We start from the raw sequence: 14,224 nt of genomic DNA, 5'->3' as shown, positions 1-14,224 counted from the left end.
GCTCTGTATCACGGCATGCTACTCTTTGCTACTAAATCATCCAGGAAAATGCTTTCTTTAATCGCAATTAACACTGGTTCTATTCCATGACAATCGCAACTAGAAAGCGATTACATATATAATATCATTGTTTCTAATGCAGGCATGATAGAAAAATCAGAGATTAACCACTAAAAAGTAGACTCGTTATTTCCATTGCAAAGCGGCAGCCCTTCCAAAACGTAAAAAGAACCGCGAAAGTTCACCCGTTTCTAACTAACCAAATACTAAACAACTTCCAATAATATATGTCTAGCCATTGCTAGCCAAGCATCCATATCGAGATATTTTATGTGCTAGGATACCGCTTCGGCCAACCACTCCGCGTCCTGTGGGGCCTATTTCCGAAGCTTTTCTAAGCAGATTATAACTATCAAAATTACCCTTTGACAATACAGGCCAATACAGGCTTAGTTAACATAATCCATATTATAAGAACCCTTCTTCATGTTCCGCATGATCACTTCTATGACTGTACTTATATACTTCTGCGCATACAAAAAGGCAAGTGTTATTTGATTAACACTTGCCTGGTGGACTAACGTAGTACTTTCGATGGCGTGTATCCTTTTATTTTCTTAAATAATTGACTGAAGTATTGTGGATTACTTCCAAACCCTAATCGTTCCGCTAGTTCAAACACTTTAATATTTTCTTCATTTTCAATGATTTCAACGGCTTTATTAATTCGTGCATTGGTTAGATAGGAAGAAAAACGTTGGCCAACTTCTTTTTTAAATAATTTGCCTAAGTAATCCGGATTCATGTATATCCGTTCCTGTCCTAACCATTGAATCGTTAACTCCGGATTTTCGATTTCTTGATCGATACAATCCAGCATATCTCTTACCACTTTCGAGAATTGCACTTCTTTCTGTTTATTATCCATAATACTTTGAAATAAATCATGGAAGAAAGACCGATATTGATGAAGATGCTGAAATGATTCCAGGCGGTTGATGATCTCAATCTTGTTTTCATCCAAGTTAGAATTATTTCTTGTCATTAATAGTAAATATACTTGTATAAAATACCCCTTAGTTAAATGAGGGTCTATTTTATCTTCCTTTAAATAATTTGCGAACAATTCAATCATGCTATTGGCTTGTTTCAGTTCACCCTTTTTAACAGACAGAGCAAGTTTATCTACATCAACTAAATTCCTGGTACAAATCTCCGTCTCAAAATCTATCCAATTATTCGTTGAAATAATTTGTGATTCATCGTAATAAAATGTCTGATTTTTAAAGTCCTGTATAGTTATTTTTTCTTGCATGAAACGTTCCACATCGAACTCGGAAGAAATAACAAAGCTGTCAATATTCGCATGTTGTAACGCTGTAAACCGCTCTGATAAATGATTCCGTGACTCTGGTTCTCCTTCTAAAATAATCACGCTATCTTCTATAATAATACCCAGACTAGTTGTTTTACTAGCATCAGAAAGATAGACAGATAATATTTTCTCTAAGCACGAGTAATTTAGCTTTGATAGCGGCTGAAAAACAATCAGATTAATCATTTGGTTACCAAATCGTTCTTTCAACACGCTTTTTATTTGATCTTGTAATTCTCCTGGTAATGCTTGATAACTAAAATATTTTTTCATTATTTCCTGGTGTTCATAATCATAAATCTTTAACGCTTCATCTTGTATATTCTGCAAATACTCATTTGCTTTAAGTTCTTCATCTATTTCTGACACTACTTGAACTAATGAATCGGATATTTGACTTTCGTTACAGGGCTTTAATAAATAATGTCGCACACCAAAGCGCATTGCCTGCTGCGCATATTTAAAATCACTATAACCAGATAGAAAAATCCACTTTATATGGGGATATTTTTCAACGGCTTTTTCTACTAAGCCTATCCCGTCCAAGCCCGGCATTCTAATATCTGTTATCACAATATCTGGCGTTTCTTCTTCTATTAATTGAAAAGCTTCTACCCCATTCATTGCTTTCCCAATTAATTGCACATTGTGTTGCGACCAATTTATTAACATCGAAATCCCATCTAGAATTGTCCGTTCGTCATCTACTAACAACACTTTGTACATCGTCTTTCTCCTCTCCACAAGGAACTTTCACTGTTACAATCGTTCCTTTTTCTTTTTCACTCTCTATTTTAATACCATACTCATCTCCAAATAATATTTTTACTCGTTCATTAATATTATTGAGACCGATACCAGTACCTTTAGGCTCATGCACACCTTGTTTTACCTTCATTAAGTAATCGGGGTCCATTCCAGCGCCGTTATCTTCGACAGATATATAGAGATCATTGTCCTTTTCAGTAACAGTTATTTTTATTTTGCATACACCCATGATCTCTTCCAAACCATATCGAATGGAATTCTCTACTAATGGTTGTATGATAGATTTGGGTATTAACAGTTGTAAATAATGAGCTGGAATATTTTTTTCAAAATGCAGCCTTTCTTCAAAACGGTAGCTTTGAATGGTGATAAGATTATCTACAATTTCCAGTTCTTCTTTTAATGGAATGAATTTGTCTGCATTGTTAATCGATGCCCTTAAAATAAACGCTAGGGCTTCAGCCATTTGTGATATTTTGGTCTCTCCTTTTATTTTTGCCGTCCAATTAATCGATTCTAACGTATTATAGAGAAAATGAGGATTAACTTGAGCTTGTAGTGTCTGGAACTCAGCTTCTTGAATCAGTAGTTGCTTTTTGTAATTTTCTGCAATTAAATGATTAATCCGCTTCATCATCTCTTCAAAGTTTTGGTGCATTTCTCCTGCTTCATCTTTTAAATGCATCGTGGAACTATCGAAATCGTAATTTTCTATGTTTCCTGTTTGCACTATTTTCATTTTCTTATTTAAACTTTCAATCGGATTAGTGATTGTACCGGTGAATTTCAACCCGAGAATTAACACAATAATAAATAAACATAAATACGTAATGAATACAGCAGTTTTTGCATTAGAAATAGCTGTAAACAAGTTGTTATACGGAATAAGGATCATGTACTTCCACCCCAAGTAATTTGCATCCGAGTAGGTTAAAAAGTACCGTTCATTCTTATATTTAACTATCTTGTATCCGTCTTGATTTAATTGATACCGTGATGGCATTATATTTTCTACATCTGCATTATTAGAGAAAATCATTTCTTCATTCTTATCAAATATTAAAAAATTAGTATTCTCTTCTTCTAAATTTTGCGTCAAGTTCTGAACAATTTCCTGTATGTCGACTCGTATCCCGACAGTTCCCATTCGTTCAAATGAAAAATCCAAGTAATTTCGAATCTCGCGCGTAGTTAGTACCGTTTGATCAGACTCCACAGGTGGAAGCCAAGTAGGTCTCCCATCTTCTTCATTTGCAAGCTCTTTCATTTCTGCTAACCGTTGATTAGTCAACGTCATGATCGCTTTACCACTTGCATATTCATTGTCATACAAATCAAAAATATGAACAGAATCTACATACTTGCTAACAGAGCCAATATCCACCAGACGTAGCCTTAGTTGATTTCCTAAGTTAAACTTATCATAATTTGCATTTGTTTCATTAAGCTTTAATAAATAAGATTGCACATAGGAGTCTGTTGCAAACTGAAATGATAGCTGTTCCATTTTTTTTAGTTCCGCTTCTACTGAGTTAGATGAAACTTGTAAAGATTGAGCTGATTGCCGGTAAATCTCTTTATTATAAATATGAAACGCATATTGCAAAATGGAGATTCCACCCAAGCTAAATGCTAACAAAACCAGCGAAGTCAAGACTACCATTTTATATTTTAGTCGTAAATTTAAATACATATCCTTTATTCTCCGGAACATATCATGCACCAATCCTACATTACAATATTTATACTAACTTCTATTTTTTAACCTTCTGTACAGATAATCATTCGAAACTTACTGCTGAGCATAAAAATTATTACTACTCTTCCAATTTACCACAATTCCGGAAGAGATGTTACAGTATTTTTATCTAGGCCTTTCTATTTCAATAGACAATTTTTTTAAGCACCGAAATGCGAAAGTTAACCAGATTGGTCGACTCCCGCATTTTCGATCTTTTCTTATTTACCAAAGATGCTCTCTGCTTCTTCTCTAAATTTAGCTGCTCCCTCTTCAACAGATGTCTGGCCATAAACAATTTGCTCGGCAATTCCTTGAAGTGCTTCAATTACCTCACTTGCCACATCTGGATCCGGTCCGCCCATTGGCTGGCTATTTTGTTCTACCCATTCAATATAATCAAATACTTTTGCTTTTTCTTCCGGTACTTCCTCTTTCAATGCTTCTTTTATTTCAGAGGATACTGGGATTCCACGATCAGCCAGAATTAATTTATTAGCTTCTACATTGTTCACGAAGAAATTAATAAATTCAGCAGCTATTTCTTTATGTTCTGAATTCTCTGATACCGAGAAGAACATACTTGGCTTCAAATACAGTCCCGTATTACCCTCACTTGAAGCAGGCGGTGAATGAATATCTAACGGTTCCTGTGCAATTTGTTGTACGCTAGGAAATTGTGTTGCCCAGCCTACTCCACCTAACGCTTCACCTTTTGCTAATGGATCATCTTCAGGACCTGTTCTTTGTGCGACCTCATCTGGAGTTGGTGCTGCACCTGCATCTACAAGTTGTTTTTCCAATGAAAAATAGTCAATAAATAATTGATCATCATCATAACCTAATCCACTTCCATCAGCTGCAAATAATTTCTTGTCTTGTGAACGCAGGTAGTAGTCAAAGAGTACTTGCGATTCCGTTACACCACCGCTCGCAGAATAGCCTGCTTCGCCTGCTTTAATTGCAATCTCTTTATATTCTTCCCAACTCCACTTCTCAGGTATGCTATCCACACCGATCTCTTCCAGGATGGCAGGATTATAGAAATAGCTTGTTGCTGTTGAACCAAGGTTAAAGCCATATACGCCTCCATTTATTTCTCCACCTGCTACCGCGTTGTCCGAAATGTTATCTACGTTAATCTGTTCACCAATATATGGCGTTAAATCCGTGATTTGATTATTCTTAGAATATTGTGAAAGGTACGATAGGTCCATTTGAATAATATCTGGTAATTGGTTCGCTGCCGCTTGCGGGGCTAACTTCCTCCAATAATCATCCCACCCTGCATATTCTGGTTCTATCGTTACTCCTGGATGTTCTTCCTCAAACATTTCAATAACTTTTAGTGTATAATCAGTTCGATTCTGCTCCCCCCACCAAGCTATTCTTAAAGTAACATTCTCATCTCCGCTTTCTTCTCCAGAGTTTTCCGATGCTCCTGAATTAGAATCTTGACTGCATGTAGCTAACCAAAAAACTAATCCGATACTAAATAAAACAAATAATATCTTTTTCATTTTCTTTCCTCCCCTTTTGATAATGAAAACGATTACGTAATTAATCATATCAGATAGTATGCTTAAGTAATGATAGACAAATCAGATATTTATAACTAAAAACTAGACATTATGTAAACGTTTTATTTTAGTTAGAATTACTATCGTTACATTAATTTATAGAGCGAAAAAAACACCTCCGCGTGACATCGACTAAAATATAGCATATTATCGAAGGTTTTTTTGTCCATTACAGTTATCCTTCGTACGATAACTTAAATTTTTCCTGTAAGAGCTCTGTAAGCTTATCATCTGACAAAGGTTCACGATGCGTATTCTCAAGATAAATGTATTTTTCAGTCTCAGGCATAATGTACTCTTTATACCAGAGAAAAAAGTCTGGATTATCCCCATGCATTCTGATAAAACGACGGAGAGTATCCACATTGTAAAGTGTATTTTCAACATTTGTCAGCCAGTCAGCTCGGTAAAAATGGCGCCATTTATCATGCTCAGCGTCTCTTAAAGTTTGCAAACTTTCCTGATAATGCCACAGACTGTGTGTAGCCTTTACAAAAGCTTCTGGATAGTGATTTTGCTCAAAATGCTTATAGGATTCACATAACGATTTCAAACCTAAACTTCCTGTATAATGAAGGTTGGCATGAAAAAAAAGATGGTCCTTTAAGCGAACTTGATCCTCCTCATGCAGATGGGTCTCCACTTCTTTATATTTTTCAAGCCATTCTTGCCAATTAGAAAGCATTGATCGAGATTTATTGTAAAAGTAATCGACCTGATCAGGGAAGGGTATGTCACCAGTAGCCCATGTTAAAGACTCGGATGTCTCATTTCCAAAGCTTTGAAGCCAGTGTCCGATGATCATTCTGGCTGGATGATGATAAAATTCCTCCCCTGCTTTAGTGTCTTCATATTGATCATATTGAATCATATTTTGAAAATAGCGTACGTATAAGTCACTGATTTCCTCATGTTTACTCCCAAACATTCGCTTTACAAAACAAGATAACACTTCTCTGTAACGGACCTCTCCTTCCTGCCAGAAAATCCGAAGCATATCTAAATAATATAAATGGGGGCGAATATTTCCTGCGTTCACTAATAAATAGTCCATTGCATTGGCATTCGCTATTTTTTTCAATTCACTTTCAACTGTTTCCGGGTGTACAGCGAGCATAGTGAGATGACTGGATGCTTGCAGGTCATGAAATGTAACATGATAATAAATACCGTTTTTCCCCTGTTCATTTGGTTCAGGCAGCGATGGCACGCGTGCATTTTCTATACCTTGTCTGCGGGAAACCATCTTTCCGTAACCATTATCTGCCCACATTTTGATCACATCATCTGGTAAGTAAATATGTCCTTCTTTATATAATTCTGCAATTTCACCATATAAAGCAATTGTACAAATTGGATTTTCTACTTGAGAATGGATCATATCATACTGCCTCTGTATCACCTTGCTTATCATCTCGCCTCTTTTTTCATTGGTATCAAATTGCGGGTCCTGTGTCCAGAACGGCGCATCACCTTGACCTCTGAATGCTAATACCCAAAGTATTTTCTCATCTTTTTGCTTTTCTATAGCATCTCTCCATAGTTTTTCAAACAGATCCGGATTCGTAAGGTAACTGGCTTGTTTTCCGGGATAAGCCCTTAAGAACATTTCTGCTCCCAGCGGTTCTGCGTGATGATGACTTACCCATAGCCCCATTTCATGCGCCAAAGAAGCATGAATACCTTCTTTAGGTAAATCAGTTCCCGGAATTACCATATTTCCACCACATCTTAACAAAGCTTCAAAAACCGGATACCAGACTTCCTTCGGTGGGGGTACTGTTCCGTCCATCCTATTAAACTGACTTCATCATTCACGAACCAGCCTCGATATTTCACTTTAGGTTTACGAGAATTATAATCTTCTATATTTATCAAAATGGCTTCTTGTTGCTGGATAGGCAGATCCGCCCAATACCAGAAAGGGTCAATACCAAAATATTTCTCGGTAAATGACAATAATCCATAGACCAATCCTAATTCATCATGTGCGATGATATGTAACTGCCTTTGCTCATTAAGCTTCTTAAACCGATAGCAATACGCTTCTTCCCAATCAGGACACTCATCGTCAGCCGCTGCCCACCTGACGACAATATCAGCTTCTGCTTCCGTTGTATATATGGGGCGAGTGTTTAATACTTTTTCTGCATCACGAGCGAACATTTCCAACACATAGTTGACTGCAGAAGGAAATGACTCCTCGGATAAACAAACCTTTAATTTACTTGTTATTTCCACCTGTTCATTCTGTTTCATGCTTTTCCCACCTTTTTTACATTTTTTATTTCAGTCGATTATTGACTTAAGATAGATTCCGCTTTAATTCTAAATTCTTTTGCTGCGTCCTCTACTGTTTTTTGCCCATACACAATTTGTTCCGCTAGATGCTGTAATACTTCAATCACTTCATTAGCAAACGCTGGATCAGCTCCGCCCATTGGCTGACTATTATGCTCTGCCCAACTGATGTAATCAAACACCTCAGCTTGTGCTTCTGGTACTTTTTCCCTTAAGAGCTGTTTAATCTCTGAAGAAACAGGAATTCCACGATCTGCTAAAATGAGTTCATTCGCTTGTTCATTATTGACAAAAAAGTTAATAAATTCTGCTGCTAATTCTTTATGTTCTGACTGTTTAGCGATGGAGAAGAACATACTAGGTTTTAAATATAAACCATTTGTTCCATCCTCATCTACAGGTGGCACATGCAAATCCAACCTATCCTCTGCATGCTGTTGAACAGCTTGAAATTGCGCAGCCCAACCAACTCCTCCAAATGATTCCCCATTTCCTAATGGATCTTCTTCAGGTCCCGTTCGCTGAGCTGTTTGATCAGGAGTCGGCGCTGCGCCAATTTCAATTAATTGTTTTTGCATGGCATAAAAATCAATAAAAAATTGATCATCCTCATATCCCAATTCACTGCCACCAGTGGCAAACAATTTCGCACCTTTTGTTCGTAAATAATAATCAAATAACACCTGCGTTTCTCCTACTCCTTCACCAGTTGCGTAACCTGCTTCTGCCGCTTTAACAGAGAAATCCTTGTATTCCTTCCATGTCCATTCAACAGGTATACGATCTACACCTATTTCCTCAAGAATAGAAGCATTATAATAATAGGCAGAGGTTGTATAGCCTAAGTTAAACCCAAAAATACCACCGTTGATTTTCCCACCAGAAACTGCATTGTCTGAAATATGATCTATATTAATCTGTTTACCTATGTATGGCGATAAATCTGCAATCTGATTACTTTCAGCATATTGCGTTAAATAGGATAGATCCATCTGAATAATATCTGGTAATTCGTTAGCAGCTGCCTGTGGCGCAAGTCTTCTCCAATAATCAGACCATCCTGCATATTCTGCTTCTACATGAACACCTGGATGTTTCTCTTCAAATAACTCGATTACCTCTAACGTATAATCTGTTCTGTTTTGTTCACCCCACCAGGCTATTTTAATGATTACTTCTTCTTCCTTGTTCGAAACCGAGCTCTGCTGTTCATCGATATTCCCACATGCTGTCAACAAACTTGCAGATAAAGCTGTTAACAGTATGAATGATGACTTTTTCAATCCAATATCCTCCTAAGAAAAATCTGTAAGCGATTACCTCATAGCATATCAGATTGTTAGCTATAACTAACATACAAATATCAGAGAAAAATAGATAAATAACAGATTGATTCATATACAACTACCTATAATTTGGATTATGTCAGCCATCGCTAGTCAAGCAGCCATATTGAGCTATTTAATGTGCTGGGATACGCTCCGTCCAACCACTTCGCGTCCTGCGGGGCCTATTTCCGGAGCTTTGCTAAGCACATATACCATTTCAAAATAACCACGTTGTCATACAATTCCACTTTACACAATCCATATTACACGAACTCAACTTCATCTTCTTTATCGTAAAGCGATGCAGGAAGTTACCTAGTTTCTGGGCGGCTGCGTGGACTTGGCTGTTCATTTAAGAAAACGGGACAAAAAGTTAAAATTTTCTTACCTCATAAAATAGGATCCCTCATTAATAGTTCATGAAGGATCCTAAAATACAGAAGAATGCAAATTTATAATTCCCACCATTTACGATGTTACTGTTCCTTTTTTTACAGCGACATTATTGAACATAAACTTCTCATCTTCTCTTGATTCTACTGACACGGCATCTAATACTAAGCTGTTAATGTTATTTGCTTTACATCCAAACTTCCCAATTGCATGAACATTGATCAGTTGGACGTTTTCTAGCGGGCTTTCCGGTAATCCTGTTAAATAAATTGCATTTCCGGTTTCCGTATCCAAGGTAATATTCTTAAATAATATGTTTCTTATGATAGACGTATCATCAGTAAATGGAACTTCTTCATTCACATCAAACGAATCATGACTGTAATATTGGTCAATGTAAATCGCGCCTCTGAACCATTTGCAATCAGATAGAGAAGTATCCTGATTCTTAAATGTAATATCCTCATATCTAATATTTTCGACGATACCCCCTCTACCTCTAGGCGCTTTAATACTGCCCACACTATACACATCATTAAATTGACAGTCTTGTACCAATACATTCCTCACGCTGCCAGACATTTCACTTCCTACTGCAACTCCGAAGCCGCTCTCGAATCTGCAATTTGTAACTCGAATGTTTTCAGAAGGTATATTAACCTGTCTTCCTTCTTGATCTCTTCCAGATTTTATTGCAATACAATCATCTTGACTTGCTATCATGGAATGAAAAATATACATATCACTGCATGAATCTGGATTTAGACCATCTCCATTGGCTATTCCTTCGTATTTCTTACCATTCTCATCTGTTTTGGTATGAACTTTCACATTATTAACACTACCGTGATTGCAATAAATAAAATGAACACACCATGCAGGTGATTGTCTGACTGTAATATCCTTCATGTAAAAATAATCTGTGTTCCGAATGCATACTGCTCGGCCAGGTTTACCTTTTTCTTCACTAATTTCTTTTTTACGTAACGCACTGCCATTAGCGTTAATGGTTCCCTGGCCCTCAATTACAACAGATTCTAACCTCTCATCACCATCAACGTTCGTATTAATTAAACTTGCATAACAAAGAGTTTCTCTCCCTTCCCATCGATACGTTATTAAAGGATAATTTGCGGTGTCACTGCTTCCTAGTAATTCTCCTCCTTTTTCAACATAGAGGGTCATGTTGCTCTTAAGAAATATCGCGCCTGATACAAATACTCCTTGAGGAATATATACTTTACCACCTTCACAGCATGCATCTATTGCTCGTTGAATGGCTTCTGTATTTAATGTCTTTCCATCTCCTTTAGCACCAAAAGAGGTAATATCATAGCAAATACTGTCCGGTTTTGTATCGATTTTGATCGTTTTACTTTTTGCAGATATGTTACCATTCTTAAAAACAGTTTTGATATAAAACTCATATTGCTGATCAGGAAGAAGATCAATGACTGTATAATCAGTACTTCGGCTGGTACTAAGTAGTTCAGCATTCCTATAAATTTGATAATAACTGATTTCGGTTTTTACCTCTGGCTTGTCCCAAACAAGCGCAATACTTGATTCTGTTTGGGATGCGGGTGGTGATATCAGATTACGCGGAATTTCATCTTTACGGTTACTTAATTGATCCATTTTAGACATCCTTTCAGAGCTGTTTTTGTAAAATATTACAAATACAACAATATTGAAAACGCTTTATGACTAAAGGATATCAAAAGTTCATAGCTAAAACGATAAAAAATCAGTATACATTCAATAAATAGCAGACAAATAATGCTCACCATGAAGAAAAGATAACATTCAGTACTATAATATCGGGGATAAGAGCCTCGAAACACCTTCTTTTATTTTAACAATAGCAGATCTTTTCTTATATCTGTCAATCGTTAACGCTGAGCAGTATGTACGGTCTTCCTGAAACATATCATATAGCTGCTTTGCAATTTTTTGCTGGTATACAATGGCATTGACTTCAAAATTCAACCGGAAGCTTCTCGAATCAATATTCATCGTTCCAACGGACGCTACTTCCTGATCTACTACGATAGTCTTAGCGTGTAGAAAACCTTTCTCATACAACAAAATTTCCGCTCCATAATCCAATAATTCTGCAGCATGTGCCCACGTTGCCCAGTATACAAAGACATGGTCTGGCTTATTTGGAATCATAATTTGCAGGTCAATACCAGATAGAAGTGCCATCTTACAAGCATCCATAAAACTGTTATCGGGAATGAAATAAGGGGTTTGAATAACAACTGTTTCTTTTGCACCTTGAATCAATTTGATATACATGTTTTTTAAATGCTCGGTTCTGGAATTGGGACCACTGGAAACGATTTGCACTGGAATATCGCCTTTTGCTGTAGCCTGATTAAATAAAAAGTTATCAGAGGACCCTTTCCTATGTTTAGCCGCCTGTCGCCAATCAAGAAAAAATCTTACTTGAATATCGTTGACCGCGTGACCAGCAATCCGCAAGTGTGTGTCCCGCCAATAACCAAATTTCTTGTTGTGACCTAGATATTCATCACCAATATTAAATCCACCAATGTAGGCAACTTCGCCATCGATAATACATAATTTACGATGGTTGCGGTTGTTAATACGGAAATTGACCGGTCTGATTACCGAAGGAAAAAACACCTCTACTTCTCCACCAACCGCTCTCAACGATTGAAAGAAATGAGGCGAAATTTTCTTTGAACCGATTTCATCATATAATAATCTGACTTTCACACCACTCTTCGCTTTCTCTGTTAATAAATCACGTAATTTTTTCCCTAAAGCATCAGGTTGAATAATATAGTATTGAATATTAATTTCTTTCGCAGCGTTGTTTATATCATGAAACAATGCATCAAATTTTGCTTGTCCATCATGATAAATGTGTATATCATTATCTGTAGTTATAAGAGCATTCGAAGAACGTAAATTCATGCGAATTAAGTCAGCGTATTTGAGAAAATAAGAGGAACGCTTTTGCTTCTGTTCCTTAATCAATTGAAGCTGTTGATCTACTTCGGAATGCAGAAAATCTTTCTCTTCTTCCGTCAGATGGTAGAAATTTTTCTGTTTTACCTTCCGACCGAAAAATATATAGATGACAAATCCTAATAGCGGGATAAATAAAAGGACAAGCAGCCAAGCCCATGTGTACCCAATATCTCTTCTTTCAAAAAACAAAACACCTGCAGATAAAATGATATTAAATACGGTAATGGTGGAAACAACGAGCGTGATAATACTACTGGTATCCATAGGTATCTCCTTTTCTTGTTACATATTCCACTTTTAACGATTTTATATTACCTTATTAGTTTGGAATACGAGCACTATTCATGTTCACCAATTTTCTGATTACAGGAAGAACACTTAGTCGCATCGTCATATCCCTAATGAAAATGCTAAAATACGTATCAGGAAGGAAATAATTTGCGAATTTTCTCCCTGCTTCTTGTGTCTTACGTATTTGTGGTTTTAGATCCTGCTCATATTTAGTTAATGCGTGCCTTACATCGTTGCTCTTTTGCAAATTGTCAGCTAACACATAACCTCCTGTCATTGCCAGCGATGCACCTTGACCTGCCACTAATGAAACAGCTTGACATGCATCGCCGACAAGGACGATTCTATTTTTGCTCCATTGCGGCATTTCCACTTGCGAAACTTCATCAAAATAAAAATCAGTGGAAGCATCTAGCTTTTCCAGTAACTCGGGGACGATCCAGCCCATATCCTTAAATATAGTCTTTACTTCCTGTTTTGCATCATCCATTGACAGACGGTTCGGCTTCTTATCAGACCGATATAAAAAGAATGCCGCTAGCCGATCATCTCTAATTGGATATACGGAAGCCTGTAAATTCGGGGCAGACAATGAATAAAAAGCATCTGTTAAGTCTTGAAACTTACTTGTGTCATCTAAAATAAATGAAGCTGTATAAAACCCTAAATGTTTCATATAACTTTGAGGTTCACCGAACACCATAGAACGAACTTGGGACCTGACTCCATCAGCACCCACCAGCAGATCCGCTGTCTCGATCCTTCCATTGCTGAGTGTTACATACACTTTCTCATTATCCTGTTGAACTTTATTTATCGATGTACCAAATTGAAAGGTTACACTGCCTTTTATCAGATGGAATAAAACCTGTTCCAAATCCCCTCTCATAAAATTAAAGTGTCGATTATCAAGTAATTTCATTAAAGACGGATAAGGCAGGTTGAATTTTTTCTTTCCTCCCTTATGTAAGAAGGTCAAACCTGAAATTGGATAATGGATCTGTCTTAGTTGACCGATTATCCCCATTCTCTCTGCAACATCATAGCCTGGTCCAAAAAAGTCCAACATATACCCTTCCGTTCTTAGTTCATTGGATTTTTCAATTATTTGAACCGAATTACCATTCTTATGAAGCCAATAAGCCAACGTTAAGCCAGCAATCCCTCCGCCCACTATCAGTACTTTCATATCCATATCACCTCTTCATCCTTGCGAGGAATTTAGTTTACTAAGTCGAAACAGCAGCATGTGTTTCTTCCTCCATTATAAAATGTTCCTAAGGTGTTATCCAATTATTGCACAAAAACTTTAAGACATAACGAAAAGCTGAATGACACCAACAGGTTACGCATCCAGCTTTTCTTCCTATCAATTATAATCAAAAATATATTCATTTCGTTCACCTTCGCAGTGTCGACTCCTATTTTACTCTAACTCACGTCGTCG

General features: G+C 36.9%; 9 protein-coding genes. All 9 read right to left on the bottom strand.

Features of this window, described 5'->3' with window-relative positions; genetic code table 11:
* Positions 1–577 precede the first annotated feature (577 nt).
* The gene (locus MUN87_RS21915; protein ID WP_244743966.1) at positions 578–2,101 is read right to left on the bottom strand and encodes a response regulator; all 1,524 of its coding nucleotides are present in this window, start codon (positions 2,099–2,101) and stop codon (positions 578–580) included.
* Positions 2,076–3,836 carry a cache domain-containing sensor histidine kinase gene (locus MUN87_RS21910; protein ID WP_244743965.1) on the bottom strand — a complete coding sequence of 587 codons (1,761 nt, stop codon included), beginning with the start codon at positions 3,834–3,836 and terminating at the stop codon, positions 2,076–2,078. Before MUN87_RS21910 ends, MUN87_RS21915 begins: the two co-directional genes overlap by 26 nt.
* A 266-nt stretch (positions 3,837–4,102) precedes the next feature.
* Complete coding sequence (locus MUN87_RS21905; RefSeq protein WP_244743964.1) at positions 4,103–5,401, bottom strand: ABC transporter substrate-binding protein; 1,299 nt, start codon at positions 5,399–5,401, stop codon at positions 4,103–4,105.
* A 235-nt stretch (positions 5,402–5,636) separates the two neighbouring features.
* Positions 5,637–7,178: a glycosyl hydrolase 115 family protein gene (locus tag MUN87_RS21900; RefSeq protein WP_244743963.1), complete on the bottom strand. Its 1,542-nt coding sequence runs from the start codon at positions 7,176–7,178 to the stop codon at positions 5,637–5,639.
* Positions 7,179–7,192: 14 nt separating this feature from the next.
* The gene (locus MUN87_RS21895) at positions 7,193–7,720 is read right to left on the bottom strand and encodes a hypothetical protein (protein ID WP_244743962.1); all 528 of its coding nucleotides are present in this window, start codon (positions 7,718–7,720) and stop codon (positions 7,193–7,195) included.
* Between the two features lie 38 nt (positions 7,721–7,758).
* A complete protein-coding gene (locus MUN87_RS21890; RefSeq protein ID WP_244743961.1) occupies positions 7,759–9,045 on the bottom strand; it encodes an extracellular solute-binding protein in 1,287 nt (428 codons plus the stop codon).
* A 513-nt stretch (positions 9,046–9,558) separates the two neighbouring features.
* Positions 9,559–11,121 carry a glycoside hydrolase family 28 protein gene (locus MUN87_RS21885; RefSeq protein ID WP_244743960.1) on the bottom strand — a complete coding sequence of 521 codons (1,563 nt, stop codon included), beginning with the start codon at positions 11,119–11,121 and terminating at the stop codon, positions 9,559–9,561.
* Positions 11,122–11,295: 174 nt separating this feature from the next.
* A complete protein-coding gene (gene cls / locus MUN87_RS21880) occupies positions 11,296–12,750 on the bottom strand; it encodes a cardiolipin synthase (RefSeq protein ID WP_244743959.1) in 1,455 nt (484 codons plus the stop codon).
* A gap of 55 nt (positions 12,751–12,805) precedes the next feature.
* Entirely contained in the window at positions 12,806–13,966 is a 1,161-nt protein-coding gene (locus tag MUN87_RS21875) for an FAD-dependent oxidoreductase (protein ID WP_244743958.1), read from the bottom strand.
* Positions 13,967–14,224 lie beyond the last annotated feature (258 nt).

The sequence above is a fragment of the Gracilibacillus salinarum genome (genome assembly GCF_022919575.1).
In the GTDB taxonomy this organism is placed as follows: domain Bacteria; phylum Bacillota; class Bacilli; order Bacillales; family Amphibacillaceae; genus Gracilibacillus; species Gracilibacillus salinarum.
Note: the sequence above shows the minus strand (reverse complement) of the source record. Positions and strands in the feature narration are given on the sequence as shown.

Coding starts and splice junctions, on each gene's coding strand:
- MUN87_RS21900 (WP_244743963.1), bottom strand. CDS start 7,178: ATGGTAATTCCGGGAACTGATTTACCTAAAGAAGGTATTCATGCTTCT.
- MUN87_RS21875 (WP_244743958.1), bottom strand. CDS start 13,966: ATGAAAGTACTGATAGTGGGCGGAGGGATTGCTGGCTTAACGTTGGCT.
- MUN87_RS21910 (WP_244743965.1), bottom strand. CDS start 3,836: ATGTATTTAAATTTACGACTAAAATATAAAATGGTAGTCTTGACTTCG.
- MUN87_RS21895 (WP_244743962.1), bottom strand. CDS start 7,720: ATGAAACAGAATGAACAGGTGGAAATAACAAGTAAATTAAAGGTTTGT.
- cls (WP_244743959.1), bottom strand. CDS start 12,750: ATGGATACCAGTAGTATTATCACGCTCGTTGTTTCCACCATTACCGTA.
- MUN87_RS21915 (WP_244743966.1), bottom strand. CDS start 2,101: ATGTACAAAGTGTTGTTAGTAGATGACGAACGGACAATTCTAGATGGG.
- MUN87_RS21885 (WP_244743960.1), bottom strand. CDS start 11,121: ATGGATCAATTAAGTAACCGTAAAGATGAAATTCCGCGTAATCTGATA.
- MUN87_RS21905 (WP_244743964.1), bottom strand. CDS start 5,401: ATGAAAAAGATATTATTTGTTTTATTTAGTATCGGATTAGTTTTTTGG.